The following is a 26,550-nucleotide window of genomic DNA, read 5'->3' as shown; positions in this document are numbered from 1 at the left end:
ATTGTACGCCCATCGCGGCGCGTCGGATTTGAGCGCAGGCAAAATGGCCGGGCTTTTTTATCCCGGGTGCGGCGGGCGCTTGCATTCGGTGGCACAATGCCGGATCATCTCGCCTTTTTGGCGGGTTCCTTTTCATTGGAGGCGGGAATTATGGCGGTGAATGGTTGGGGTAAGCGTTTCGGTCTGGGTCTGCTGGCGGCTGCGGCCATCATGGGCCAAGCTCAGGCGCAGCAGGAAGAGAAAGTCCTGAACATCTACAACTGGTCGGATTACATCGCCGACGATACGATCAAAAACTTTGAAAAAGAGACGGGCATCAAGGTCCGCTATGACGTTTTTGATAATAACGAAATCCTCAATTCCAAGCTGGCCGCCGGCAAGTCGGGCTATGACATCGTGGTGCCGACCGCGCAATGGGCGCGTCTGCAGATCGACGCCAAGCTGCTGCGCAAGCTCGATAAGAGCAAGCTGAGCAATCTGTCCAATCTGGACCCGCATATCCAGGCCAAGCTGGCCAAGATCGACCCCAATAACGACTACCTGGTGGACTGGCTGTGGGGCTATACCACGGTCGGCATCAACGTCGGCAAGGTCAAGGCCGCGCTCGGCAATATGCCGCTGCCGGACAATGCCTGGGAGCTGATCTTCAATCCGAAATACGCGTCCAAGCTCAAGTCCTGCGGCGTGTCCTTCCTCGACTCGCCGTCGGAAGTGCTGCCGGCCGCCCTGATCTACCTGGGCAAGCCCGCCTTCTCGACTGCGGCCGCCGACTACGCGGAAGCGGGCAAGATGCTGAGCGCCATCCGTCCCTATGTGACCCTGTTCAGCTCCTCGGGCTATATCAACGATATGGCCAACGGTGCCGTCTGCGTGGCCCTGGGCTGGTCGGGCGACATCAATATCGCGCGCCAGCGCGCCATCGACGCCAAGAACGGCCAGCAGATCCAGGTGCTGGTGCCGAAGACCTCGGCCGCCCTGATGTTCGACACCATGGCCATCCCGGCCGACGCGCCGCATCCGAACAATGCCCACCTGTTCATCAACTACATCCTGCGTCCGCAAGTGCATGCGAGCCTGACCAACAAGGTGTTCTACGCCAATCCGAATGCGGCCAGCGTCAAGTTCGTGCGCAAGGATATCGCTGAAAACAAGAACGTCTTCCTGTCCGACGAGGACAAGAAGCGCATGCAGGCGCCGGAAGCGGTGCCGGCCGATATCCGCCGCACTATCACGCGCGCTTATACCAAGTTCAAGACCGGCATGTAAAAATGATGAAGGCTCCGGCTACGGACATGCGCATGTCCGCAGCGGGAGCCTGAGCTTCAGTGAAGCTTCGAGCTATTCGTGATAGCGGTCCAGCAGCTTGTGGTGACTTCCCCGGCCTTCCGCCACGATCTCAAACACGATCAGTCCGATCATGCAGGCGAAAATACCCATGGTAAACAGGGTCATCATGATACATGCAGCACCCTTTCAGGCCGCTGCCCCCCTTAGTTGATACAGTTAAACTTTAGCAGGCCAAGAACAATTTTCAAGCCCTGCCGAGGGGCGGCGTGCGCCGGTGTTGCGGACTTACTTCACGACCAGGTCGGACGACATCACGGCCTTCAAATACAGGCTGGCCGGGTCGCCCGGCTCGCGCTGCACGAACCACCAGGCGGCGGCCTTGCGCATCTCCCATTCCTGCACCTCGCCCGTCATTAACAGCGCGGCGGTCTGGCCCAGGGTCGGCTGGTGGCCGACGATCAGCACCGCTTCCTTGCCGGCCGGCCAATTGGCCGCGCGCAGGACGTCCTCGGGATCGGCGTCCGGCGCCAGGTCGGGATGGGTCTTGAACTTGCGGCCCAGCGCTTCCACCGTTTGCAGGGTGCGCACGGCGGGGCTGACCAGGATGCGGCAGTTTTCCGGCAACTGGGAATTGAGCCAGTGGCCCATGCGCCGCGCCTGCTTCTGGCCCTTGCCGGTCAGGGCGCGCTCCATATCGGGCAGATCGGGTCCGCCCGTTTCCGCCTCCGCGTGACGCCACAGTATCAGGTCCATGCTGTCTCCCTGTTCAGCTGCCCGCCTGGTCGGCCGGCGTGCCGAGGATGTCCATCAGATGCTGCTGGGCGCCGAACAGGACTTGCTTGCCGCGCGGCTTGCGCCGCTGGTAGTGGCCGTCCGGTTCCAGCTCCCAGGCATTGGTATTATCCTTCAGATAGGGATTCAAGCCCTCGGTGAGCACGCGCCGCTTGAGCGCCTTGTCCAGCACCGGGAAGGCCACTTCGATGCGGCGGAACAGATTGCGGTTCATCCAGTCCGCGCTGGCCAGGTAGACATCGTGCGCTAGGTCGTTGCGGAAGTAGTAGATGCGGCTGTGCTCGAGGAAGCGGCCGATGATGGAGCGCACCCGGATATTTTCCGACAGGCCCGGCACGCCCGGCTTCAGCGTACAGGCGCCGCGCACGATCAGGTCGATCTTGACGCCATCGTGGGAGGCGGCGTACAGCGCGCGGATCACCGATTCATCCACCAGCGCATTGACCTTGACGATGATGCGGCCCGGCCGGCCGGCGCGCGCGATCTTGGCCTCGTTGCGGATGGCCTTGATGATTTCGCTTTGCAGGGCGAAGGGCGCCAGCCACAGGTGGGTCAGTTTTTGCGGCTTGGTCAGGCTGGTCAGGTGCATGAAGACTTCGTTGACGTCCCGGCCTAGTTGCGGGTCGCAGGTCAGCAGGCCGAAGTCGGTATAGAACTTGGTCGTGGTCGGGTGGTAGTTGCCGGTGCCGAGGTGGGCGTAGTAGCGCAGCGCGCCTTCTTCGCGGCGGATCACCAGGGCCATTTTGGCATGGGTCTTCAGGCCCACCACGCCGTACACCACCTGGGCGCCGACCTGTTCCAGCTTGTCGGCCCAGTTGATATTGGCTTCCTCGTCGAAGCGCGCCATCAGTTCCACGATCACCGTCACTTCCTTGCCCATGCGCGCGGCGGCGATCAGCGCTTCCATCAAGTCCGAGTTCATGCCGGTGCGGTACACGGTCTGCTTGATCGCCACCACGTTCGGATCGAGCGCGGCGCTGCGCACGAAGTCGATCACGGTCTGGAAGCTCTGGAAAGGGTGGTGCAGCAGGATGTCGTGCTCGCGCAAGGTGGCGAAGATGTCGCCGCTGGCCACTTTCGTGATCAAGCCAGGGAAGAAGGGCGGGAAGCGCAGCGAGGCGTCCTTGACGTGCTCGATGATCTCGTTCAGGCGCACCATATTCACCGGGCCGTCGACGCGGTACAGGCGGCTCTGGTCGAGGCCGAACTGGTCGAGCAGGAATTGCGACAGCTCGGGCGGGCAGTTCTTGGCCACCTCCAGCCGCACCGAGCGGCCGAACTGGCGGCCCTGCAGCTCGCCTTTCAGGGCCTGGCGCAGGTTTTTCACCTCGTCCTCATCGACCCACAGGTCCGAGTCGCGCGTCACGCGGAACTGGGAATAGGCGATCACTTCGCGCCCGGCGAACAGGTCCGAGATATGGGCGTGGATGATGGAGGACAGCAGGCAGAAGGAAATGCTGCCGTCGCCCGACAATTCATCGGGCAGGCGGATCACGCGCGGCAGCACGCGCGGCGCCTTGACGATGGCGATCGCGGTGCCGCGGCCGAAGGCATCCTTGCCGCTCAGGGCGACGATGAAGTTCAGGCTCTTGTTGACCACCTGCGGGAAGGGGTGGGCCGGATCGAGGCCGATCGGGGTCAAGAGGGGACGCACTTCGCGTTCGAAATATTCCTTGACCCAGGCGCGCTGCGCCTCGTTGCGTTCGCTATGCCGCAGCAGGTGCACATTCTTGGCCGCCAGTTCCGGCAGTACTTCGGTATTCAAGACTTCGTACTGGCGCTTGACCAGGGCGTGGCACTCGTTGCTGACCCGGTTCAGCGTCGCCACCAGGGCAGGGTGCTCGGACAGGGCGCCATCAACACTGGCCGCCGCCAGCAGGCTGGCCACGCGCACTTCAAAGAATTCGTCGAGATTGCTGCTGACAATACATAGATAGCGCAGGCGCTCTAATAAAGGAATCGCCGGATCTTCGGCGTTGGCCAGCACGCGCCGGTTAAACATCAGCTGGGAGATTTCGCGGTCCAGCAGGATGCTGTTCCTGTTCGCTTCCATACGCATATCAGGCTTCATGGTTTTGTCTATTACTTTTCATTAACAGATGATTAATTTTAGCCTTTTTTTCACATCAGCGCGGCCCGCGAGAGAGTGTAAATGTGAAATATGACAACTTCGTGACTTGCTGTCATATTTCCCCGGATAGGGGCGGGGAAATATGACAAACCGCGCCGCCGCCCCTCTGGAAACGCCAAAGTCATAATTTTTTTCCTATGTCATAAAGCTGTCATATTGGTTCGCTAGACTGCGCAGCATTCAAACCGTAACCCCCAAAGAGGATCTTTGATATGCGTATGAAACAACTGTTGACCACTTTCGTAGTAGGCGCTTCCGCTGCCCTGGCGTTCGGCACGGCAGCCGCGGCCGACATGACCGGCGCCGGCGCGACCTTCCCTTACCCGATCTATGCCAAATGGGCTGAGCAGTACAAAGCCGCTACCGGCAACGGTTTGAACTACCAGTCCGTCGGTTCCGGCGCTGGCGTGAAACAGATCAAAGCCAAGACCGTCGATTTCGGCGCCACCGACAGCCCGCTGAAAGGCGAAGAGCTGGACGCGGAAGGCCTGACCCAGTTCCCAGCCATCATGGGCGGCGTGGTCACCGTGGTCAACGTTGACGGCCTGACCCCTGGCCAGCTGAAACTGACCGGCCCTGTGATCGCCGACATCTACCTGGGCAAGATCACCCAGTGGAACGATGCCGCCATCACCGCCCTGAACCCAGGCGTGAAACTGCCGGCCGCCGAGATCACCGTGGTGCACCGCGCCGACGGCTCCGGCACCTCCTTCCTGTTCACCGACTACCTGTCGAAAACCAGCCCTGAGTTCAAAACCAAGATCGGCGCTGGCACGGCTGTGAAATGGGTGACCGGCGTGGGCGGCAAGGGCAACGAAGGCGTGGCCGCCAACGTGCAGCGCATCAAGGGCGCGATCGGTTATGTAGAGTGGGCTTTCGCCAAGAAAAACAAGCTGCAGCATACCCAGCTGAAAAACAAGGATGGCAACTTCGTGCAGCCTGACGACGACAACTTCAAAGCTGCCGCCGCCAACGCCGAATGGACCAAGACCCCAGGCTTCGGCGTGGTGCTGACCGACCAGGCTGGTAAAGCTTCCTGGCCAATCACCGGCGTGTCCTTCATCCTGATGCACAAAACCCAGGCTGATGCCGCCAAAGGCAAGGAAGTCGTGAAGTTCTTCGACTGGGCCTTCAAGAACGGTGGCGCCGCTGCCGCTGAACTGGACTACGTACCGCTGCCACCAAGCGTGGTCAAACTGGTGCAGGATTCCTGGAAAGCCAACCTGAAAGACGCTTCGGGCAAAGCCGTCTACTAATCAGTCTGCCTCCTCGGTCCCGGCCGAGGAGGCTAGCCGGGACCCGTCGGCCGCAGCTTCCCGCTGCTTCGCTTGCGGCTCCCGGCTAGCCTACACCTAAAACAAGATACCATGAGTGCAGACCTTACTTCCCCACCTATCCGGATTACGGAGTCTCCCGTGAATGAAGCTGCCGCCCAGGCCGCCATGCATTCGACCATGCGCAAGCAGCGCATCCAGGACTTCATTTTTCATAAAATCACGATGCTGTTCGCCCTGTCCGTACTGTTCGTACTGGTCGGCATCATCATTTCCCTGATCCTCGGCGCCATGCCGGCCCTGCAGCAGTTCGGGCCGGGCTTTATCACGCGCGTCGAATGGGATCCGGTCAACGATGAATACGGCGCCCTGATCGCCATCGTCGGCACCCTGGCCACGTCCGGCATCGCGCTGCTGATCGCCTTCCCGGTCAGCTTCGGCATCGCCCTGTTCCTGACCGAGATCTGCCCGGTCTGGCTGCGCCGCCCGATGGGCACGGCTGTCGAACTGCTGGCCGGCGTGCCGTCGATTATCTACGGCATGTGGGGCTTGTTCGTGTTCGCCCCGCTGTTCGCCGACTATGTGCAACCGCTGCTGAAATCGACGCTGGGCCTGCTGCCCTTCGTCGGCGTGCTGTTCCGCGGCCCGACCATGGGCATCGGCATCCTGACCGCCGGCCTGATCCTGGCGGTCATGATCATCCCTTTCATTTCCTCGGTGATGCGCGATGTGTTCGAAATCGTGCCGGCCGTGCTCAAGGAGTCCGCCTACGGCCTCGGTTGCACGCGCTGGGAAGTGGTGCGCAAGGTGGTGCTGCCTTACACCAAGACCGGCGTGGTCGGCGGCGTCATGCTGGGCCTGGGCCGCGCGCTGGGCGAGACCATGGCCGTGACCTTCGTCATCGGCAACGCCAACAAGCTGTCGGCCACGCTGTTCTCGCCAGGGAACTCGATCGCCTCCACCCTGGCCAATGAATTCGCTGAAGCGTCCTCGCAGTTGCATGTGTCCTCGCTGTACGCGCTGGCCCTGATCCTGTTTGCGATCACGTTTATTGTGCTGTCCGCCGCCAAGCTGATGCTGGCTGGCATGTCCCGTAAAGAAGGTGTGAAATGAAGCAGGCCATCAATCCCGTCTACCGCAAGCGCCTGTTCGCGCACCGCATCGGCATCGCCCTGTCGGTGGGCGCCATGATGGTCGGCCTGATCGCCCTGATCTGGATCCTGGCGACCCTGCTGATCAACGGTTTCCACGGCTTGAACCTGGCGCTGTTCACCGAAACCACCCCGGCCCCGGGCAGCGAAGGCGGCGGCCTGGCCAACGCCATCGTCGGCAGCCTGCTGATGGTGGGCCTGGCCACGCTGGTGTCGACCCCGATCGGCATCCTGGCCGGCATCTACCTGGCCGAATACGGCGAGGACAATAAGGTGGCCCAGCTGACCCGTTTTGTGACCGACATCATGCTGTCGGCGCCGTCCATCGTGATCGGCCTGTTCGTGTACGCCATGTATGTGGCCAATGTGAAGCACTTCTCCGGCTATGCCGGCTCCATCGCGCTGTCGCTGATCGCCGTGCCGGTGGTGGTGCGCACCACCGACAATATGCTGCGCCTGGTGCCCAACAGCCTGCTGGAAGCGGCCTTCGCCCTCGGCGCGCCGCGCTGGAAAGTGGCGATGATGGTGCGCCTGCGCGCCGTGAAGGCCGGCGTGGTGACCGGCGTGCTGCTGGCCGTGGCCCGCGTCTCGGGCGAAACCGCGCCGCTGCTGTTCACCGCCCTGAACAACCAGTTCTTCAGCGCCGACATGAACAAGCCGCTGGCCAATCTGCCGGTGGTGATTTACCAGTTCGCCATGAGCCCTTACGACAACTGGCGCGCCCTGGCCTGGGGCGGCGCCCTGCTGGTGACTTTCAGCGTGCTGGCCCTGAACGTGCTGTCGCGCACCGTCTTCACGCAGAAGATACCGAACTAAATCGAGAATATTTCACATGAGCCAAGAGACCATGAGCAACAAGCGCAAGATTATTGAAATTTCGGGCCTGAACTTTTACTACGGCAAGACCCGCAGCCTGACCAATGTGAACCTGGACATCCACGAAAAGCAGGTGACGGCCTTCATCGGCCCGTCCGGCTGCGGTAAATCGACCCTGCTGCGCACCCTGAACCGCATGTATGACCTGTATCCCGGCCAGCGCGCCGAAGGCACCATCGCCTACCGCGGCCGCAACATCCTCGACGCCGACCAGGACGTGAACATGCTGCGCGCCAAGGTCGGCATGGTGTTCCAGAAGCCGACCCCGTTCCCGATGTCGATCTACGACAATATCGCGTTCGGCGTGCGCTTGTATGAAGACCTGTCGAAAGGCGAAATGGACGAGCGCGTCGAATGGGCACTGAACAAGGCCGCGCTGTGGACCGAAGTCAAGGACAAGCTCGGCAAGAGCGGCCTGTCCCTGTCCGGCGGCCAGCAGCAGCGCCTGTGCATCGCGCGCGGCGTGGCGGTGAAGCCCGACGTGCTGCTGCTCGACGAGCCGACCTCGGCGCTGGACCCGATCTCGACCTCGAAAGTGGAAGAGCTGATCAGCGAGCTGAAGCAGGACTACACCATCGCCATCGTCACCCACAATATGCAGCAGGCGGCGCGCTGCTCCGACTACACGGCGTATATGTACCTGGGCGAGCTGGTGGAATTCGGCGAAACCGACCAGATCTTCATGAATCCTGCGCGCAAGGAAACCCAGGATTACATCACCGGCCGCTTCGGCTGATTACACAATAAAATTACACTACATATCCGGAGAGCAGCATGATTGGCGAGCATTCTTCCAAACAGTACGACAACGAACTTGAAGCGATCCGCTCCAAGGTGCTGCTGATGGGCGGCATCGTGGAAACCCAGTTCCTCGATGCGATGACCTGCTTCCGCATCGGCAATCTGGAGCGCGCCGAGCGCGTGATGCGCGAAGACGATTCCGTCAACCAGCTCGAAGTGCAGCTGGACGACGCCTGCAGCCACCTGATCGTGCGCCGCCAGCCCACGGCCAACGATCTGCGCACCGTGATGGCCACCATCAAGGTGATTACCGACTTGGAACGCATCGGCGACGAGGCGACCAAGATCGCGCGCACGGCCAAGAGCCTGCACAGCCGCGGCGCCGTCACCGTCAACCATTACGAAATGGTGCGCTCCATCGCCAACGCCACCAGCGATATGCTGCACGACGCGCTGGACGCTTTTGCCCGCAACGATGGCAAGCAGGCGCTGCAGCTGATCGCCCAGGATGCGATCATCGACCACGAATTCCGTTCCATCATGCGCAACCTGATTACCTTCATGATGGAAGATCCGCGTACAATCTCGGCGGCGCTGGATACGATGTGGGTGGCGAAAGCCATCGAGCGTATCGGCGACCATGCGAAAAACATCGCTGAGTATGTGATTTACGTGGTGGAAGGCAGGGATATCCGCCATACCCGTACCGTGCCGCCCAGCGAAGAGGCCAGCGGAGAATAAAGATTTATGGCATCCGACAAGACGACTGTACTGATTGTAGAAGACGAACCGGCGATTGTTGAACTGGTAACATTTTCCCTGCGCGATTCCGGCTGGAATTGCGCGGCCGTGCAAAGCACCCAGGAGGCGTGGGACTTCATCCAGAAGCGCACGCCCCAGCTGATCCTGCTGGACTGGATGCTGCCCGACCAGAGCGGCCTGCGCCTGCTGGCCCGCATCCGCGGCGACCGCCAGTTCAACGACATCCCCGTCATCATGCTGACCGCCAAGAGCATGGAAGAAGACAAGCTGGCGGGCTTGAACGGCGGCGCCGACGACTACATCACCAAACCTTTCTCGCCGCGCGAGCTGCTGGCGCGCTCCAAGGCGCTGTTGCGCCGCAAGAGCCCGGAGCACGCTGATTCGACCATGCGCGCCGGTCCGATCACGCTCGATCCGGTCAGCTGCACCGTCTCCATGGGCGAGAACAAGATCGACATCGGCCATGCCGAGTACAAGCTGCTCAAGTTCTTCCTGGCCCATCCCGAACGCGTGTTCTCGCGCAGCCAGCTGCTGGACAAGGTCTGGGGCGATCACGTGGTGATCGAGGAACGCACGGTGGACGTGCATGTGCTGCGCCTGCGCAAGGCACTCAAGGAAGCGGAACATTTGATCAAGACGGTGCGCAGCGTCGGTTACATGCTGTCTGAAAAATCATGAATCCGAAACTGCTGTTCTGGGTCCCGGCGGCGCTGCGCATGGGCCTGATCCTGCTGGGAGTGGGCGTGCTGTGGTGGCTGTTCGGCGCGCTGCCGGCCCTGGTGGCCGCCTTCGTGGCGCTGCTGGTGATGGTCTTCGTGCAGCTGAATTATCTGTACCAGTTGAGCGACTGGCTGGACGATCCGAAAAGCGGCAAGCTGCCCGACGGCTGGGGCGCGTGGACCAGCATCTTTTCCCGCCTCTACCGCCTGCGCCGCGACGACGAAAAGAACGAGGCCGAGCTGACCGAATGGCTGGCGCGCTTCCGCCAGGCCATGCACCTGCTGCCGGACGGCGTGGTGATCATGGACGACGTGCTGTTCCTGGAGTGGTGCAATCCGGCCGCCGAAGAGCATCTGGGCCTGCGCCATGACCGCGACAAGGGCATGCGCGTGACCAATCTGGTGCGCAGTCCGGACTTCATGGACTACCTGATCCTGGGCCGCTATGACCAGCCGCTGACCTTGAGCTTCCGCGAGCGCAAGCTGATCGTGCACATCATCCCGTTCGAGAACCGGCGCCAGATCCTGGTCACGCACGACATCACGGAAACCCAGCGCGCGGAAATGATGCGGCGCGACTTCATCGCCAACGCCTCGCACGAGCTGCGCACGCCGCTGACGGTGATTGTCGGCTTCCTCGAAATCGCCGCCTCCGAAGACTTGGACGCCGCCACCCGCGCCGCCCACCTGAAGCTGATGACGGAGCAGGGCCACCGCATGCAACACCTGATCGAGGACATGCTGACCTTGTCGCGCCTGGAATCGGTCGACCACCCGCTGCGTCCCGAGCACGTGGATATCGGCAAGCTGATGGAACAGGTGCTGCGCGAAGCGCGCGGCCTGTCCGCCGGCAAGCACGAAATCGATATGACGGTGGAAGCGGGCGACCTGATGGGCAGCGCCGAAGAGCTGCACAGCGCCTTCGGCAATCTGGCCTCGAACGCGGTGCGTTACACCCCGGCCGGCGGCAAGATCCATCTGCATTGGCGCGACACGGCCAAGGGCGTGCAGTTCGTGGTGGAAGATACCGGCATCGGCATCAGCCCCGAACACATCTCGCGCCTGACCGAGCGCTTCTACCGCGTCGACAAGAGCCGTTCGCGCGAGACCCAGGGCACGGGCCTGGGCCTGGCCATCGTCAAGCACGTGCTGCTGCGCCACAGCGGCAGCCTGACCATCAAGTCCGAAGCAGGGAAGGGCAGCTCCTTCATCGTCACCCTGCCCAAGTCCACGGCCGCCGCGCCCCAGCCTGAGCTGCTGGCCGGCTAAGCCATCCGCCGTCCGGCCGGTGCCGCGGATGCGGTGCCGGCCGGTGCGGCAGCCAGGTCGCCATGCTGGCGCAGCGGTTTAAGCTGCAATTCAAGGCCGGCGACGCGTCTTGCGATACAATCTGTCCGCCGAAAACGAGCAGATCTGTTTATCCCAATGCTATTGAAACGCCTGATTCCCCTTCTGGCGGCCGCCTTGCTGGCCGCCTGCACCACGCCGTCCCCGCAACCCAAGCAGCCCTATGTGCCGCCGCTGAACCCGGTGCCGGGTGCGCCTGCCACGCCGGAAACGCCGATTGTCGCGCCGCCGCAGCAGCCGGTGGTGGTGGCGCCGCCCGCTCAGCGCAAGATCAAGATCGGCCTGGCCCTGGGCGGCGGCGCCGCGCGCGGCTTCGCCCATATCGGCGTGATCAAGGCGCTCGAATCGCAGGGCATCGTGCCGGACCTGGTGGTCGGCACCAGCGCCGGCAGCGTGGTCGGCGCCTTGTACGCGGCCGGCAATTCGGCCAGCAAGCTGCAGCGCATGGCCTACGATATGAACGAGGCCGAAATCTCCGACTGGGCCATGCCGCTGTTCGGCAAGTCGTCGGGCGTGCTGAAAGGCGAGGCGCTGCAAAGCTATGTCAATAAAGCCGTGCAGCACCGCCCCATCGAAAAGCTGAAGATCCCGTTCGGCGCCGTGGCGGCTGACCTGAAAAATGGCCAGCCCATCCTCTTCCAGCGCGGTAATACCGGCATGGCGGTGCGCGCCAGCTCGGCCGTGCCGGGCGTGTTCCAGCCGGTGACCATCGGCAGCCATACCTATGTCGATGGCGGCCTGGTGGCGCCGGTGCCGGTGCGCTTCGCGCGCGAGATGGGCGCGGACTTCATCATCGCCGTCAATATTTCGACCCAGACCGACGCCCAGGCGGCGATCTCGTCGCTGGAAGTGCTGATGCAGACTTTCAGCATCATGGGCCAGCGCATCAACCAGTTCGAGCTGAAGAAGGCCGATATCGTGATCCAGCCGCCGCTGGGCCGCATGGCCAGCAATGACTTCAGCAACCGCGCCCAGGCCATCCAGGCTGGCGAGCGCGCCACCATGGCGGCCATGGCCCAGCTCAAGCAAAAGCTGAAAACCATGCGCGAAAGCCCGGCTCCGGCCGCCAACTAAGCACTTGATAAAAGGAACCAGCCGATGCAAAGCAAGCCCTTTCTGACCCTCGACGACGTAAAGAAAATCGCGGCCGCGGCCGAAGCGGAAGCCAAGGCCAATAACTGGCCCGTGACCATCGCCATCTGCGACGATGGCGGCCATATGCTGTGGCTGCAGCGCCTGGACGGCGCGGCGCCGATCTCTTCCCACATCGCGCCGGCCAAGGCGCGTACTTCGGCCCTGGGTCGGCGCGAATCGCGCATCTATGAGGAGCTGATCAATAACGGCCGCGTCTCCTTCCTGAGCGCGCCCGAAGTGGAAGGTTTGCTCGAAGGCGGCGTGAATATCGTGGTCGACGGCCACACCATCGGCGCGGTTGGCGTGTCCGGCGTCAAGTCTTCGGAAGATGCGCAGATCGCCAAGGCGGGCATCGCCGCTTTGGTGTAGGCGAAAGCAGCAATCACGTCAGCGTGGCTTGGGGTGGCATTGCCGAAAGGGTGAAATTGGGCTATAATTCAAAGGTTTAGCCAATCACCATAGACCGTAGCGCCTACCACATCCTCCATTTTCATCTGACCTGCAAGCCGGCCCTCAAGCCCGGTTCCTTGCCGGTCGTCTGACGTGGCGTCGCTACGGTAACTTTATCAGGAGTTGCCCTTGCCGCCATTTTTTTCTGGCCCAGCCGTTCCAGCCATCCTGGCTCTCGCTGACGGAACCATCTTCAAAGGTTTTTCTATTGGCGCCGCCGGTCACACGACGGGCGAAGTCGTCTTTAATACCTCTATCACCGGTTATCAGGAAATCCTGACCGATCCCAGCTATTGCCGCCAGATCGTCACCCTGACTTATCCGCATATCGGCAACTACGGCATCAATCCTGAAGACGTAGAGTCGAGCAAAGTCCACGCCGCCGGCCTGATCATCCGCGACCTGCCGCTGCTGGCCTCGAACTTCCGTTCCACCCAATCCCTGTCCGATTACCTGAAGGCCGAGAACATCGTCGCCATCGCCGGCATCGACACGCGCAAGCTGACGCGCCTGCTGCGCGAAAAAGGCGCGCAGGCCGGCGCCATCCTGACCGGCACGCTGGGCAATGAGCCTTCCGTGGCGCAGGCGCTGGAACTGGCGCGTTCCTTCCCGGGCCTGGCCGGCATGGACCTGGCCAAGGTGGTCTCGACCAAGACCGCCTACGAGTGGACCGAGACCGAGTGGACGCTGGGCGAGGGCTACGGCAAGGTGGAGAATCCACGCTTCCACGTGGTCGCCTTCGACTATGGCGTGAAGCGCAACATCCTGCGCATGCTCGCTTCGCGCGGTTGCAAGGTGACGGTGCTGCCGGCCCAGTCCACGGCGGAAGAGGCGCTGGCGCTGAATCCGGACGGCGTCTTCCTGTCCAACGGTCCCGGCGATCCGGAGCCATGCGATTATGCGATCAAGGCCACCAAGGACCTGATGGCGAAAGGCATTCCGGTCTTCGGCATCTGCCTCGGCCACCAGATCATGGCCCTGGCCTCGGGCGCGAAAACCTTGAAGATGAAATTCGGCCACCACGGCGCCAACCACCCGGTGCAGGATCTGGACAGCAAGCAGGTGCTGATCACCTCGCAGAACCACGGTTTCGCCGTGGACGCCGCGACCCTGCCGGCCAACTGCCGCGTGACGCACAACTCGCTGTTCGACGGTTCGCTGCAGGGCTTTGCCCGCACCGATACGCCGGCGTTCTGCTTCCAGGGCCACCCGGAAGCCTCGCCTGGCCCGACCGACGTCGCCTACCTGTTTGACCGCTTCATCTCGATGATGGAAGCCGCGGAGAAGAAATAAATGCCAAAACGTTCTGATATTAAAAGCATCCTGATTATTGGCGCCGGCCCGATCATCATCGGCCAGGCCTGCGAATTCGACTATTCCGGCGCCCAGGCCTGCAAGGCGCTGCGCGAAGAGGGTTATAAAGTCATTCTGGTCAACAGCAATCCGGCGACCATCATGACCGATCCGGACATGGCCGACGTCACCTACGTCGAGCCGATCACCTGGCAGGTGGTGGAACGCATCATCGCCAAGGAGCGTCCGGACGCGATCCTGCCGACCATGGGCGGCCAGACCGCGCTGAACTGCGCGCTCGACCTGCACAAGCACGGCGTGCTGGATAAATACAAGGTGGAACTGATCGGCGCCACGCCGGAAGCCATCGACAAGGCCGAAGACCGTTCCAAGTTCAAGGATGCGATGACCAAGATCGGCCTCGGTTCGGCGCGCTCGGGCGTGTCGCACACGATGGAAGAATCCTGGGCCGTGCAGCGCGAGCTGGGCTTCCCGGTTATCATCCGTCCGTCCTTCACCATGGGCGGCACCGGCGGCGGCATCGCCTACAACGAAGAAGAATTCGAAGCCATCTGCAAACGCGGCCTGGAAGCTTCGCCCACCTCCGAACTGCTGATCGAAGAATCGCTGATCGGCTGGAAAGAGTATGAGATGGAAGTGGTGCGCGACAAGGCGGACAACTGCATCATCATCTGCTCGATCGAAAACCTGGACCCGATGGGCGTGCACACCGGCGACTCCATCACCGTGGCGCCGGCGCAGACCCTGACCGACAAGGAATACCAGATCATGCGCAACGCCTCGCTGGCCGTGCTGCGCGAGATCGGGGTCGATACCGGCGGCTCCAACGTGCAGTTCTCGATCAATCCGAAAGACGGCCGCATGATCGTCATCGAGATGAACCCGCGCGTGTCGCGTTCCTCGGCGCTGGCCTCGAAAGCCACCGGCTTCCCGATCGCCAAGGTGGCGGCCAAGCTGGCCGTGGGCTTCACGCTGGACGAGCTGCGCAACGAGATCACCGGCGGCCAGACCCCGGCCTCGTTCGAGCCTTCGATCGACTACGTCGTGACCAAGGTGCCGCGCTTCACCTTCGAGAAGTTCCCGACCGCCGACCACCACCTGACCACGCAGATGAAATCCGTGGGTGAGGTGATGGCGATCGGCCGCAGCTTCCAGGAATCGTTCCAGAAAGCCCTGCGCGGCCTGGAAGTGGGCGTGGACGGCATGAACGAAAAAACCAAGGACCGCGAGAAGCTGGAAGAAGAGCTGGGCGAGCCTGGTCCTGAGCGCATCTGGTATGTGGGCGACGCTTTCGCCCAGGGCTTCACGCTGGAGGAAGTGCACCAGCTGACCAAGATCGATCCGTGGTTCCTGATCCAGATCAAGGAGATCGTCGACCTGGAGCTGTGGCTCGACACCCAGAAGCTGGACAATCTGGACCGCAACACCCTGTTCAAGCTGAAGCAAAAAGGCTTCTCCGACCGTCGTCTGGGCTTCCTGCTGCAGACCACGGACACCGCCGTGCGCCTGAAGCGCCATGAGCTCAACATCCGTCCGGTGTACAAGCGCGTCGATACCTGCGCCGCGGAATTCGCGACCAATACCGCGTATATGTACTCGACCTATGACGAAGAGTGCGAGTCCAATCCGACCGACAAGAAGAAGATCATGGTGCTGGGCGGCGGTCCTAACCGCATCGGCCAGGGCATCGAATTCGACTACTGCTGCGTGCACGCCGCGCTGGCGATGCGCGAAGACGGCTACGAGACCATCATGGTCAACTGCAATCCGGAGACCGTGTCCACCGACTACGACACCTCCGACCGCCTGTACTTCGAGTCGCTGACGCTGGAAGACGTGCTGGAAATCGTGGCGCTGGAAAAACCGGTCGGCGTGATCGTGCAGTACGGCGGCCAGACCCCGCTGAAACTGGCGCTGGACCTGGAAGCCAACGGCGTGCCGATCATCGGCACCTCGCCGGATATGATCGACGCGGCCGAAGACCGCGAGCGCTTTCAGAAGCTGCTGCACGACCTGGGCCTGCGCCAGCCGCCTAACCGCACCGCGCGCACCGAGGAAGAGGCGCTGCAACTGGCGCAGGAAATCGGCTACCCGCTGGTGGTGCGCCCATCCTATGTGCTGGGCGGCCGCGCCATGGAAATCGTGCACGAGCAGCGCGACCTGGAGCGCTATATGCGCGAAGCGGTGAAAGTGTCGAACGATTCGCCGGTGCTGCTGGACCGCTTCCTGAACGATGCCATCGAATGCGACGTGGACTGCATCTCCGACGGCGAAACCACCTTCATCGGCGGCGTGATGGAACACATCGAACAGGCTGGCGTGCACTCGGGCGACTCGGCCTGCTCGCTGCCGCCTTACTCGCTGGCGCAGGACACCATCGATGAGCTGAAGCGCCAGACCGCGCTGATGGCCAAGGGTCTGAACGTGGTCGGTCTGATGAACGTGCAGTTCGCCATCCAGAAGCAGGAAGCCAACGGCGAAACCAAGGACGTGGTCTATGTGCTGGAAGTGAACCCGCGCGCTTCGCGTACCGTACCTTTCGTGTCGAAAGCGACCGGTCTGCAGCTGGCCAAGATCGCCGCGCGCTGCATGGTGGGCCAGAAGCTGGCCGAGCAGGGCATCACCCAGGAAGTCGTGCCGTCCTACTACAGCGTCAAGGAAGCCGTCTTCCCCTTCGTGAAATTCCCGGGCGTGGATACCATCCTCGGTCCTGAGATGAAATCGACCGGTGAAGTCATGGGCGTGGGCAGCACCTTCGCCGAAGCCTTCGTCAAGTCGCAGCTGGGCGCCGGCGTCAAGCTGCCGAAGTCGGGCAAGGTCTTCCTGTCGGTGAAAGCCTCGGACAAACCGCGCGCCGTGAAAGTGGCGCGCGACCTGGTCGATGCCGGCTTCTCGCTGGTGGCGACCAAGGGCACGGCCGCGGTGATCGCCGCCGCCGGCATCCCGGTCACGCCGGTCAACAAGATGGTCGAAGGCCGTCCGCACGTGGTCGACATGATCAAGAACCACGAGATCGTCCTGGTGATCAACACCGTGGAAGAGAAGCGCAGCGCCATCACCGATTCGCGCGCGATCCGCACTTCCTCGCTGGCGGCGCGCGTGACGACCTACACCACCATCGCCGGCGCCGAGGCGGCGGTGGCGGGCATTCGCCATCTGGACGAGTTGCGCGTGTACGATTTACAAGGCCTGCATAAAACCTTACACTAAGCCCTTTAGAAGTTAAGCAGGACCACGACCACAGAGCCCGCGCTGTAGCAAGGTGCGGGCTCTGTGCTTTTTCTTTGGGAATAACGTAAATAGCAGGTAAATTATGACTTCAGTTCCACTTACCAAATTCGGCGCAGAGCTTTTGAAAGAAGAGCTGCATCAGTTGAAGACCAAGGAGCGCCGCATTGTCATTGACGCGATCGCCGAAGCGCGCTCGCATGGCGACCTGTCGGAAAACGCCGAATACGATGCGGCCAAGGAGCGCCAGGCCTTCGTGGAAGGCCGCATTGCGGAACTGGAAGGCAAACTGAGCAGCGCGCAAGTGATCGACCCGACCCAGCTCGACGCCGACGGCCGCGTGGTGTTTGCCTCCACCGTCGACCTGGAAGACCTGGAATCGGGCCAGAAGGTGAGCTATCAGATCGTCGGCATCGACGAGGCCGATATCAAACTGAGCAAGGTTTCCGTGACGTCGCCGATCGCGCGCGCGCTGATCGGCAAGGCCGCCGGCGACGTGGTGGAAGTGCAGGCGCCGTCCGGCCCGCGCGAGTACGAAATCATCGACGTGCGCTACATCTGATGCTGCCGCGCGTCAGGCTGCTGGTGGCGGCCCTGTGGGCGGGCAGCCTGTGGACGGTCGGCTACCTGGTGGCGCCGACCCTGTTTGCCACGCTGAGCGACCGCGTGCTGGCCGGCAGTATCGCCGGCAGCATGTTCCACGCCCAGGCCTTGCTGTCGCTGGGCTGCGGCGCGGCCATGGTGCTGTTGATCTGGACCGCGACGCGCGACTGGGACGCCAAACGGCGCCGCACCGTGCTGGCCCTGGTGGCCGCCATGGCGCTGTGCACCGTCATCAGCCATTTTGGCCTGCAGCCGATGATGGCCGAGCTGCGCGCCGCCGCCGGTGCGTCCGGCGTGATGGAAAGCGCGGCGAAGAGCCGTTTCGGCATGCTGCACGGGATTTCCAGCTGCATCTATCTGCTGCAAAGCCTGCTGGCCGTATGGCTGGTGGTCAAACAGTAAATAGCTAAAAAACGGGCAATAAAAAACGGGGAAGCGGGACTGGCGTCCCGTCTTCCCCGCTGTATTTCGGACTGTGAAGATCAGTCGTTGAGCAAGGTCTTCTTGGTGCTCTTCTGGCGGGCCTTGGCGCGCTTGATGGTGCCGCCTTCTGTAACGCGTTCATTGCCTTTCAGCATAACCTTGCTGACGGACGGTTTCTTGGTGCCGCTGGCGCTGGGCTTGACGATGGTGACCATGCGCATGCCTTTACCGGCTTTGGCGCTGCGGGCTTTTTCCACTTCCTTTTTCGGGCGGTACAGCACCAGCAGCTTGCCGATGTGCTGCACGGGAGCGGCGCTGAGTTCGGCGCATATGGTGTCGTACATTTCGATGCGGGCGTCACGGTCGTCGCCGAACACGCGTACCTTGATCAGGCCGTGGGAATCCAGGCCCAGTTCGATTTCCTTCATCACGGCAGGCGTCAGGCCGGCCTCCCCAATGAGGACGATAGGCTTCAGCGCGTGTGCTTCGGCGCGCAGTGCACTGCGCTCAACGGGTGTTAGTTTCAACATAATATTTTTTTGGGTAGTTCTCTTAAAGGCGCTATTCTACGCGATATGGCAAAGAACAAATTAAACAAAAACTGGTTGCACGACCATATTAACGATCCTTACGTGAAGGCCGCCAAGAAGGACGGCTACCGCGCGCGCGCCGCCTACAAGCTGAAAGAGATCGACGAAGACGAAAAGCTGATCCACTCCGGCCAGTTGATCGTCGACCTGGGTTGCACGCCCGGCTCCTGGGGCCAGTACACGCGGCGTAAGCTGGCGGGCAAGGAGGGCGGCGGCATCAATGGCACCATTATCGGCCTGGATATCCTGCCCATGGAGCCGATCGCCGATATGCATTTCATCCAGGGCGATTTCCGCGAACAGGAAATCCTCGACCAATTGGCGGAAGTGTTGCAGGGACGCAAAGCGGACCTGGTCTTGTCGGATATGGCGCCCAATTTGTCGGGCATCGCCACCGCCGACGCGGCGCGCATGGAAGATTTGATCGATATCGCCATCGAATTCTCCCAGCACCATCTGAAACCGGGCGGTTCCTTGCTGGTGAAGTGTTTCAAGGATATGGGCTTTACCCAGATTTACGAGAAATTTAAGCAAGAGTTCAAAGTCGTCAAGCAAAAGAAGCCGAAAGCCAGCCGCGATAAATCGTCCGAAATCTTCCTTTTGGGCCGGGGTTTGAAACATCCGGTGCAAAATTAATCACGAATCCGATGTTTTAGCCCTTGTATTTGGCCGCATGGACCGCACATCGGCTGCGGAAGGGCGTTGGATTGGGGTTAACATGACGTTTTTCAGCCCGTGCGCGGCCAAAATCACGCACCGGTGGGGCAGGTTTCTGGCACGGCCTGTCCATTACGAGTAAAATCAGTTTCTAGTACCGGTAACAGATGCGCGCTGCATCCAAGGAGTTTTCGTGAATAACATGTTTTCCAAATCTGCCATCTGGGTAGTTGTTGCCCTGTTGTTATTTATGCTGTTTAAGCAATTTGACAACCACAGCATGGCTGGCGGCAGCAAGACCATCGCTTATTCCGATCTGCTGGATGAGGTAAAAGCCCGCCGCATCAAGGATGTGACGATCGAGGGCAATACCATTACCGCCACCAAGATCGACGAATCCAAGGTGCGCACCACCGCGACCTATCTGGACCGCGGCCTGATCGGCGACCTGCGCGAAAACGGCGTGCGCTTCGATGTGAAGCCGCCGGAAGAGCCATCGTTCCTGCAGCAGGTCTTCGTCTCCTGGTTCCCGATGCTGCTCTTGATCGGCGTGTGGATTTTCTTCATGCGCCAGATGCAGGGCGGCGGCAAGGGCGGCGCTTTCTCCTTCGGCAAATCGAAGGCGCGCATGCTCGATGAAACCAATAACACCGTGACTTTCGCCGACGTCGCCGGCTGCGACGAAGCGAAGGAAGAAGTCACCGAGATCGTGGACTTCCTGAAAGACCCGACCAAGTTCCAGAAACTGGGCGGCCGCATTCCGCGCGGCGTGCTGATGGTCGGTCCTCCCGGCACCGGTAAAACCCTGCTGGCGCGCGCCATCGCGGGTGAGGCCAAGGTGCCGTTCTTCTCGATCTCCGGTTCCGACTTCGTGGAAATGTTCGTCGGCGTGGGTGCGTCCCGCGTGCGCGATATGTTCGAGAACGCGAAAAAACATTCGCCCTGCATTATCTTCATCGACGAGATCGACGCCGTTGGCCGTCACCGCGGTGCCGGCATGGGCGGCGGCAACGATGAGCGCGAGCAGACCCTGAACCAGTTGCTGGTGGAAATGGATGGCTTCGAAGCCTCGTCCGGCGTGATCGTGGTGGCTGCCACCAACCGCGCCGACGTGCTGGACAAGGCGCTGCTGCGTCCCGGCCGTTTCGACCGCCAAGTGTCGGTGGGCTTGCCGGACATCCGCGGCCGCGAGCAGATCCTGAACGTGCATATGCGCAAAGTGCCGATCGGCACCGACGTGAAAGCCGACATCCTGGCCCGTGGCACGCCCGGCTTCTCGGGCGCCGACCTGGCCAACCTGGTCAACGAAGCGGCCCTGTTCGCCGCGCGCCGCAGCAAGCGCCTGGTCGATATGCAGGACTTCGAGGACGCCAAGGACAAGATCTTCATGGGTCCGGAGCGCAAGTCCATGATTATCCGCGAGGAAGAGCGCCGCAACACGGCTTACCACGAGTCCGGCCACGCCGTCGTTGCCAAGCTGCTGCCGAAGGCCGATCCGGTGCACAAGGTCACCATCATGCCGCGCGGCTGGGCGCTGGGCCTGACCTGGCAGCTGCCTGAGCACGACAATCTGTCCGGCTACAAGGACAAGATGCTGGAAGAAATTTCCATCCTGTTCGGCGGCCGTATCGCGGAAGAAATCTTCGTCGGCCAGATGTCGACCGGCGCCGCCAACGACTTCTCGCGCGCCACCAAGCTGGCCCGCTCGATGGTGACGCGTTTCGGCATGTCGGACGCGCTGGGCGTGATGGTGTACGAAGACACCCAGAACGAAGGTTTCCTGGGCGGCACCAACAAGACCATCTCGGAAGCGACCCAGCAAAAGGTCGACGCCGAAATCCGCAACATCCTCGACTCGCAGTATGCGCTGGCGCGCAAGCTGCTCGAAGAAAACCGCGACAAGGTCGAAATGATGACCAAGGCCCTGTTGGAATGGGAAACCATCGATGCCGAGCAGATCAACGACATCATGGCCGGCCACGAGCCGCGTCCGCCGAAAGCGGGCGTCACGCTGCGCAAGCAGCCCGGCGGCGGCGATACCGGCATTTCGCCCAATGCGACGGCGCCGGCTTAAGCCCGGACCGCGCCAATAGAAAGGGTGAGGAGGAATCCTCGCCCTTTTTTCCATTCTTAGCCCACACAATCCATGCCTCAGATCCATTTCGGCCGCTTCAATTTGCCGCCACGCCCGCTCGTCATGGGCATTCTCAATGTCACGCCCGATTCCTTCTCCGATGGCGGCCAGCACCACAGCCTGGAATACGCCGTGTCGCATGCGGAACGCATGGTGGGCGAGGGCGTCGACATCATCGATGTGGGCGGCGAATCGAGCCGTCCCGGCGCCCCGGCGCTGCCGCTGGAGGAAGAGCTGCGGCGCGTGCTGCCGGTGCTGTATGCGCTGCGCGACAGCGGCACGCCAGTGTCGGTCGATACCTATAAGCCGACCGTGATGCGCGAAGCGATTCTGGCCGGCGTGGACATGATCAACGACATCAACGCCTTCCGCGCGCCGGGCGCCATCGATGCCGTGCGCGGCAGCGACTGCGCTTTGTGTATCATGCATATGCTTGATAATCCTGCAACGATGCAGCACAATCCTGCCTATGGCGACGTGGTGGCCGACGTCGTGGCTTTCCTGCGCGAACGGGTGGAGGCACTGACGGCGGCCGGCATCGAGCGCGAGCGGCTGTGGATCGATCCCGGTTTTGGTTTTGGCAAAACCGTGGAACACAACTATGCTTTACTGAAGGCCGGACGGCGGCTGGTCGCCGAACTCGGCCTGCCGCTGCTGGCCGGCGTCTCGCGCAAGTCGATGATCGGCGCCGTGACCGGCAAGCCGGTCGAGCAGCGTCTGGCCGGCAGCATCGGCGGGGCGCTGGCGGCGGTGGCGCATGGCGCCCAGATCGTGCGGGTGCATGATGTGGCGGAAACGGTAGATGCTTTAAAGGTATGGCAAGCCGCCCAATAAGAATAGGGCTTGCAGTTCAACACACAAGAAGAGATTTCATATGGCACGCAAATATTTCGGTACCGACGGTATCCGTGGCTTGGTCGGCGCCGCGCCGATCACCCCTGAATTCGTAATGCGCCTCGGCTACGCGGCCGGCCAGGTGCTGGCCAAGACGGCCGCCGCCGGCATGGCGCGGCCCACCGTGCTGATCGGCAAAGACACGCGCATTTCCGGCTATATGCTGGAAGCGGCGCTGGAGGCGGGCTTCTCCGCCGCCGGCGTGGACGTGATGCTGGCTGGCCCGATGCCGACCCCGGCCATCGCCTACCTGACGCGCGCGCTGCGCCTGTCGGCCGGCGTGGTGATTTCGGCCTCGCACAATCCTTTCCAGGACAACGGCATCAAATTCTTCTCGGCCCAGGGCACCAAGTTGCCCGACGCAGTCGAGCTGGACATCGAAGCCCTGCTGGAGCAACCCATGGGCTGCGTCAATTCGGAAAAGCTGGGCCGCGCCAAGCGCCTGGATGACGCCAAGGGCCGCTACATCGAATTTTGCAAGAGCACCTTCCCCAATGAGCTGGACCTGCGCGGCCTGAAGATCGTGGTCGATTGCGCCCACGGCGCCGCCTACGATATCGCCCCCCACGTGTTCCACGAACTGGGTGCGGAAGTGGTCCCGATCGGCAACAAGCCGGACGGTTTCAATATCAACGACGGCCACGGCGCCACCGCGCCGAAAGCCATGGCCGCCGCCGTGCTGGCGCATGACGCCGACCTCGGCATTGCGCTCGATGGCGACGCCGACCGCCTCATCATGTGCGACGCCAACGGCCGCCTGTACAACGGCGACGAGCTGCTGTACGTGATGGTGATGGACCGCCTGGCCACCGGCCCCGTGCCGGGCGCCGTCGGCACCCTGATGACGAATATGGCGCTGGAAGTGGCGTTCAAGGAAAAAGGCATCGGCTTCGCGCGCGCCAAGGTGGGCGACCGCTACGTGCTCGAAGTGCTGCAGGAAAAAGGCTGGATCCTGGGCGGGGAGGGCAGCGGCCACCTGCTGGCGCTGGACAAGCACACCACGGGCGACGGCATCATCTCGGCGCTGCAGGTGCTGAGCGCGCTCAAGCGCAGCAACAAGACCCTGGCCCAGATCGCCGGCGAAGTCGAGCTGTTCCCGCAAACCCTGATCAATGTGCGCGTGCCGGCCGGCTTCGACTGGCAGAAAAACGCCGCCATGGTGGCCGAGAAGGAACTGGTCGAGCGCGAGCTGGGCGACAGCGGCCGCGTGCTGATCCGCGCCTCCGGCACCGAGCCGCTGATCCGTGTGATGGTGGAGGCGCGCAACGCCGAACACGCGCAAAGCATGGCGCGCCGCATCGCCGACAAGGTCAGCGTGCCGCTCGCTGCCTGAGTTCGCCCGTTACATTGACGCCACATAGCGGCAAGGAGTACAATGCGTTTATCGGAGTGTAGCGCAGCCCGGTAGCGCACCTGGTTTGGGACCAGGGGGTCCAAGGTTCGAATCCTTGTACTCCGACCAAAATTCAAAAAGAAACGGGTTGTCTGTGACAGCCCGTTTTTCATTTCTCCCGGCGTTTTCGCGCCGTCTCCACACTGCCCATAGCTCAGTTGGATAGAGCATCAGCCTTCTAAGCTGAGGGTCGCTGGTTCGAACCCAGCTGGGCAGGCCATAAAATCAAGGACTTAGAGAAATTCTCAAGTCCTTTTTTTGTATCTGGTATTTTTGTGTAGGCACTGTGTAGGTTTTTCGAAAGGATGAATGAATGCATTTCCCATCTGATTTGCCGACAATCTTAAAGCTAATCGGTTCTGCCTTCGCTGGCTTGGGCTCACTAATTCTTGCGTGGCGCGCCAAGCACATTTTAGAGTGGGTTACCAATTGCTTGGTCATCCACGATAACAATATTAAAGAGCTGTTTAACCGAATGGATGGATTGCGGCAAGAGCATGAAGTGGTGCTCGGAGCCTCCTCGGTCCTGCTCAATATTCAGGATAAATTAGGATTTCTTTTATTTATCCTGGGCTTCTTTTTCCTCGGGGCCGGCATGCTTTGTAACGCGGTGAGCTACATCGCATCCCCGTGACCAGCACAGAGGCCCCGAGGGGACGGCAAACCCTCAGGCTGGCTTCACTACGCCCAGAATATTGGCGCGTGACACAGCGTACATACGCGCCAAGGCGCTGACGCTCTCGCCTGCGGCGTACTTGGCGATGATGTCAGCGCGCTGCTCGGCGGTAGTCTTTGACGGACGGCCCAACGTCTTGCCTTCACTCTTCGCACGGGCCAGGCCGGCTTGGGTCCGTTCCACCAGTAAATCCCGCTCCATCTCAGCCACGGCGGCCAGCATGGTCAGCATCATCTTGCCGGCCGGCGAGGTTAGGTCCAGTTTGCCCAGCTGGAGTACGATGACGGCAATCTTGCGGCTGGCCAGCAGCTTGACTGTGGCGCCGACGTCCTGCGCGTCACGGCCCAGGCGGTCCAGCTTCGCCACCACCAGCGTCTCACCATTCCGAATTTGACGGAGCAGAGCGGAGAACTGCGGGCGCTGGGTGGCGCTCGTCTTGCCGCTGATGGTATCCGCAAACCAGAAATCGACTTGGTGTCCAGCCGCCTCGATTTCGATACGTTGGTTGTCTGCGCTCTGTTCGGTGGTGCTGACGCGGCCGTATGCGAAGGTTGCCATGTGATTCTCCGTTAGACTGTTGGAAAACACTGTCAGAATATCTCCACCTGTTAGAAAGTGCAATGGATATTTTTCCAACACGGATATTCGTTGCTTTGCATGGATGTTAGAAATCGTTCGTTTTCTAACACACACTCCCTCAACAGAAATTGTGATAATTAGTTAGAATTTCCCCATTGCACCTCTGTATCATTGGATTGCGTCGAACTGCCAAATTTTCGGCCTGCGCCAGACGCGTATCGAAAATTCATGCAACTCATGCCCTCCATTCCAGTGTCTTTTCAGCACCAAGGTCAGATATGTCTAATCAACTTACGCTCGCACTTATCCCTCACGAAACCGATGGTTCCATAATCGACCAACGGGCAGTGGATGGGTACATCAACGCCACGGCCCTGTGCAAAGCGAGTGGCAAGAACTGGAGCGACTATCGGCGCAACAGCAACACGATTGCATTCTTGGTTGAGCTTGAGGCCGATTTAAAAATGCCTACTGCGCTTCTAATACATACCAATACCGGTGGCGATGCCCGTACGCAGGGCACATGGGTGCATCCCCAAGTTGCCATCAACCTCGGTCAGTGGCTCTCCGCGAAGTTCGCTGTCCAGGTCACGAAATGGGTATATGAATGGATGTCCGGGGGCATTCGCGGCGGCATGCCGAACACCATGCCTGTGCATTTGCAGCGCTATATGGCCAACCGCGCTGAAATTCCAGCAACTCACTTCTCAATTCTCAATGAACTAACTTTCGGGCTAATCGCCCCCTTGGAGTCTGGGGGATACACTCTGCCTGAAGGCATGGTGCCGGACATATCGGAGGGCAAAATGTTTTCGGCATGGATACGAAAGGAAAAAGGCGTCAATCCAGCTGATTTCCCCTCGTACCAGCACAGATACACCGATGGACGAGTTGTCAGCGCTAGGCTGTATCCGAATGAGTATTTGGCCGATTTCCGTGCACATTTCAATACGGTCTGGTTGCCACAAAAGGCTGCAAAATATTTTGCTGACCGAGACGTGAAGGCATTGCAATACCTGCCAAAATTGTTAGCCGGGCCGTCCAAGTAAAGGTCAGCTTTTGCAAGACTTATCTGCGACAGCTCCTTTACACGGGTTTGCGATGGGCCTAGAAGGGGTTGTAAGGCGTCCAAGATTGGACGCATCTACTGCGCGCGACCTCGCGGAATCGCGGTGCGACTTGCTGGGGCTCACCTCGGCTTTTCCTTCTCATCCAAGCCGGCCAGGCGGATACGCTGCCTGGTTGCTGAGCGCGGCGCCCGCTCCAGCGGGAACATCTTGGCCACCATGTTCACGTAGTCCAAGATGTCGGCGCGCCATTCGAGCGCCGTGGCGCGGTAGCGAGTCAGCATGCGCCGTTCCTCGCTGGTCAGCGTGTCGGGCACCAGCGCGAGCG

The 26,550-nt window shown here is 61.3% G+C and carries 25 protein-coding genes and 2 tRNA genes; 22 read left to right on the top strand and 5 right to left on the bottom strand.

Annotation, left to right across the window (positions count from 1 at the left end; translation table 11 throughout):
* Nucleotides 1-210 precede the first annotated feature (210 nt).
* Complete coding sequence (locus tag FHS03_RS07155) at nucleotides 211-1,266, top strand: polyamine ABC transporter substrate-binding protein (RefSeq protein WP_229426113.1); 1,056 nt, start codon at nucleotides 211-213, stop codon at nucleotides 1,264-1,266.
* A 306-nt stretch (nucleotides 1,267-1,572) separates the two neighbouring features.
* On the opposite strand, the gene FHS03_RS07150 is transcribed toward FHS03_RS07155, so the two are convergent.
* Together FHS03_RS07150 and ppk1 are read right to left on the bottom strand one after the other, a co-directional pair.
* Nucleotides 1,573-2,040 carry a SixA phosphatase family protein gene (locus FHS03_RS07150; RefSeq protein ID WP_183440318.1) on the bottom strand — a complete coding sequence of 156 codons (468 nt, stop codon included), beginning with the start codon at nucleotides 2,038-2,040 and terminating at the stop codon, nucleotides 1,573-1,575.
* Nucleotides 2,041-2,053: 13 nt separating this feature from the next.
* Nucleotides 2,054-4,150 carry a polyphosphate kinase 1 gene (ppk1, locus tag FHS03_RS07145; RefSeq protein WP_183440317.1) on the bottom strand — a complete coding sequence of 699 codons (2,097 nt, stop codon included), beginning with the start codon at nucleotides 4,148-4,150 and terminating at the stop codon, nucleotides 2,054-2,056.
* 272 nt (nucleotides 4,151-4,422) lie between these two features.
* Between ppk1 and pstS the strand changes: the two genes are divergently transcribed.
* The 13 genes from pstS (at nucleotide 4,423) to FHS03_RS07080 (ending at nucleotide 18,211) form a co-directional block, all read left to right on the top strand.
* The gene (pstS, locus tag FHS03_RS07140; protein WP_183440316.1) at nucleotides 4,423-5,466 is read left to right on the top strand and encodes a phosphate ABC transporter substrate-binding protein PstS; all 1,044 of its coding nucleotides are present in this window, start codon (nucleotides 4,423-4,425) and stop codon (nucleotides 5,464-5,466) included.
* A 186-nt stretch (nucleotides 5,467-5,652) separates the two neighbouring features.
* On the top strand, nucleotides 5,653-6,597 hold the full coding sequence (pstC, locus tag FHS03_RS07135; RefSeq protein WP_371871631.1) for a phosphate ABC transporter permease subunit PstC: 945 nt from the start codon (nucleotides 5,653-5,655) through the stop codon (nucleotides 6,595-6,597).
* On the top strand, nucleotides 6,594-7,451 hold the full coding sequence (pstA, locus tag FHS03_RS07130; RefSeq protein WP_176348489.1) for a phosphate ABC transporter permease PstA: 858 nt from the start codon (nucleotides 6,594-6,596) through the stop codon (nucleotides 7,449-7,451). The genes pstC and pstA overlap by 4 nt, the downstream gene beginning before the upstream one ends.
* A 16-nt stretch (nucleotides 7,452-7,467) precedes the next feature.
* The gene (gene pstB, locus FHS03_RS07125) at nucleotides 7,468-8,247 is read left to right on the top strand and encodes a phosphate ABC transporter ATP-binding protein PstB (RefSeq protein ID WP_050408471.1); all 780 of its coding nucleotides are present in this window, start codon (nucleotides 7,468-7,470) and stop codon (nucleotides 8,245-8,247) included.
* Between the two features lie 38 nt (nucleotides 8,248-8,285).
* Nucleotides 8,286-8,993 (top strand): phosphate signaling complex protein PhoU, encoded by a 708-nt coding sequence (gene phoU / locus FHS03_RS07120; protein ID WP_050408470.1) that lies wholly within the window; start codon nucleotides 8,286-8,288, stop codon nucleotides 8,991-8,993.
* 6 nt (nucleotides 8,994-8,999) lie between these two features.
* Complete coding sequence (locus FHS03_RS07115) at nucleotides 9,000-9,692, top strand: response regulator (RefSeq protein ID WP_050408469.1); 693 nt, start codon at nucleotides 9,000-9,002, stop codon at nucleotides 9,690-9,692.
* Complete coding sequence (gene phoR / locus FHS03_RS07110; protein WP_183440315.1) at nucleotides 9,689-11,002, top strand: phosphate regulon sensor histidine kinase PhoR; 1,314 nt, start codon at nucleotides 9,689-9,691, stop codon at nucleotides 11,000-11,002. The genes FHS03_RS07115 and phoR overlap by 4 nt, the downstream gene beginning before the upstream one ends.
* Nucleotides 11,003-11,158: 156 nt before the next feature.
* Nucleotides 11,159-12,154, top strand: coding sequence for a patatin-like phospholipase family protein (locus FHS03_RS07105; RefSeq protein WP_183440314.1), 996 nt, complete (start codon nucleotides 11,159-11,161; stop codon nucleotides 12,152-12,154).
* Nucleotides 12,155-12,178: 24 nt separating this feature from the next.
* On the top strand, nucleotides 12,179-12,583 hold the full coding sequence (locus FHS03_RS07100) for a GlcG/HbpS family heme-binding protein (protein ID WP_050408466.1): 405 nt from the start codon (nucleotides 12,179-12,181) through the stop codon (nucleotides 12,581-12,583).
* A gap of 210 nt (nucleotides 12,584-12,793) precedes the next feature.
* On the top strand, nucleotides 12,794-13,957 hold the full coding sequence (carA, locus tag FHS03_RS07095) for a glutamine-hydrolyzing carbamoyl-phosphate synthase small subunit (protein ID WP_183440313.1): 1,164 nt from the start codon (nucleotides 12,794-12,796) through the stop codon (nucleotides 13,955-13,957).
* Nucleotides 13,958-17,188 carry a carbamoyl-phosphate synthase large subunit gene (gene carB, locus FHS03_RS07090; protein WP_183440312.1) on the top strand — a complete coding sequence of 1,077 codons (3,231 nt, stop codon included), beginning with the start codon at nucleotides 13,958-13,960 and terminating at the stop codon, nucleotides 17,186-17,188.
* A gap of 103 nt (nucleotides 17,189-17,291) precedes the next feature.
* The gene (gene greA, locus FHS03_RS07085; protein ID WP_050408463.1) at nucleotides 17,292-17,768 is read left to right on the top strand and encodes a transcription elongation factor GreA; all 477 of its coding nucleotides are present in this window, start codon (nucleotides 17,292-17,294) and stop codon (nucleotides 17,766-17,768) included.
* Nucleotides 17,765-18,211, top strand: coding sequence for a DUF4149 domain-containing protein (locus FHS03_RS07080; RefSeq protein WP_371871630.1), 447 nt, complete (start codon nucleotides 17,765-17,767; stop codon nucleotides 18,209-18,211). The genes greA and FHS03_RS07080 overlap by 4 nt, the downstream gene beginning before the upstream one ends.
* A gap of 80 nt (nucleotides 18,212-18,291) precedes the next feature.
* Here the strand turns inward: FHS03_RS07080 and FHS03_RS07075 are convergent, their stop codons facing one another.
* Nucleotides 18,292-18,762 (bottom strand): YhbY family RNA-binding protein, encoded by a 471-nt coding sequence (locus FHS03_RS07075; RefSeq protein ID WP_050408461.1) that lies wholly within the window; start codon nucleotides 18,760-18,762, stop codon nucleotides 18,292-18,294.
* Between the two features lie 45 nt (nucleotides 18,763-18,807).
* On the opposite strand from FHS03_RS07075, the gene FHS03_RS07070 reads away from it, so the two are divergent.
* The 7 genes from FHS03_RS07070 (at nucleotide 18,808) to FHS03_RS07040 (ending at nucleotide 24,534) form a co-directional block, all read left to right on the top strand.
* Nucleotides 18,808-19,458: an RlmE family RNA methyltransferase gene (locus FHS03_RS07070; protein ID WP_183440310.1), complete on the top strand. Its 651-nt coding sequence runs from the start codon at nucleotides 18,808-18,810 to the stop codon at nucleotides 19,456-19,458.
* A gap of 214 nt (nucleotides 19,459-19,672) precedes the next feature.
* A complete protein-coding gene (gene ftsH / locus FHS03_RS07065) occupies nucleotides 19,673-21,553 on the top strand; it encodes an ATP-dependent zinc metalloprotease FtsH (RefSeq protein ID WP_183440309.1) in 1,881 nt (626 codons plus the stop codon).
* 72 nt (nucleotides 21,554-21,625) lie between these two features.
* Nucleotides 21,626-22,447: a dihydropteroate synthase gene (folP, locus tag FHS03_RS07060; protein ID WP_183440308.1), complete on the top strand. Its 822-nt coding sequence runs from the start codon at nucleotides 21,626-21,628 to the stop codon at nucleotides 22,445-22,447.
* Nucleotides 22,448-22,487: 40 nt separating this feature from the next.
* Nucleotides 22,488-23,840: a phosphoglucosamine mutase gene (gene glmM / locus FHS03_RS07055; protein WP_183440307.1), complete on the top strand. Its 1,353-nt coding sequence runs from the start codon at nucleotides 22,488-22,490 to the stop codon at nucleotides 23,838-23,840.
* A gap of 52 nt (nucleotides 23,841-23,892) precedes the next feature.
* Nucleotides 23,893-23,969: transfer RNA gene (locus tag FHS03_RS07050), tRNA-Pro, on the top strand.
* 74 nt (nucleotides 23,970-24,043) lie between these two features.
* Nucleotides 24,044-24,120: transfer RNA gene (locus FHS03_RS07045), tRNA-Arg, on the top strand.
* Between the two features lie 93 nt (nucleotides 24,121-24,213).
* The gene (locus FHS03_RS07040; protein ID WP_183440306.1) at nucleotides 24,214-24,534 is read left to right on the top strand and encodes a hypothetical protein; all 321 of its coding nucleotides are present in this window, start codon (nucleotides 24,214-24,216) and stop codon (nucleotides 24,532-24,534) included.
* A gap of 33 nt (nucleotides 24,535-24,567) precedes the next feature.
* Here the strand turns inward: FHS03_RS07040 and FHS03_RS07035 are convergent, their stop codons facing one another.
* On the bottom strand, nucleotides 24,568-25,134 hold the full coding sequence (locus FHS03_RS07035; RefSeq protein ID WP_183440305.1) for a recombinase family protein: 567 nt from the start codon (nucleotides 25,132-25,134) through the stop codon (nucleotides 24,568-24,570).
* Between the two features lie 299 nt (nucleotides 25,135-25,433).
* Between FHS03_RS07035 and FHS03_RS07030 the strand changes: the two genes are divergently transcribed.
* Nucleotides 25,434-26,204, top strand: coding sequence for a KilA-N domain-containing protein (locus FHS03_RS07030; RefSeq protein ID WP_183440304.1), 771 nt, complete (start codon nucleotides 25,434-25,436; stop codon nucleotides 26,202-26,204).
* A 140-nt stretch (nucleotides 26,205-26,344) separates the two neighbouring features.
* Here FHS03_RS07030 and FHS03_RS07025 read toward each other — a convergent pair whose 3' ends face one another.
* Complete coding sequence (locus FHS03_RS07025) at nucleotides 26,345-26,506, bottom strand: hypothetical protein (protein WP_183440303.1); 162 nt, start codon at nucleotides 26,504-26,506, stop codon at nucleotides 26,345-26,347.
* Nucleotides 26,507-26,550: the final 44 nt, after the last annotated feature.

Source organism: Pseudoduganella violacea, assembly GCF_014191875.1.
Taxonomy (GTDB): domain Bacteria; phylum Pseudomonadota; class Gammaproteobacteria; order Burkholderiales; family Burkholderiaceae_D; genus Rugamonas; species Rugamonas violacea_A.
Note: the sequence above shows the minus strand (reverse complement) of the source record. Positions and strands in the feature narration are given on the sequence as shown.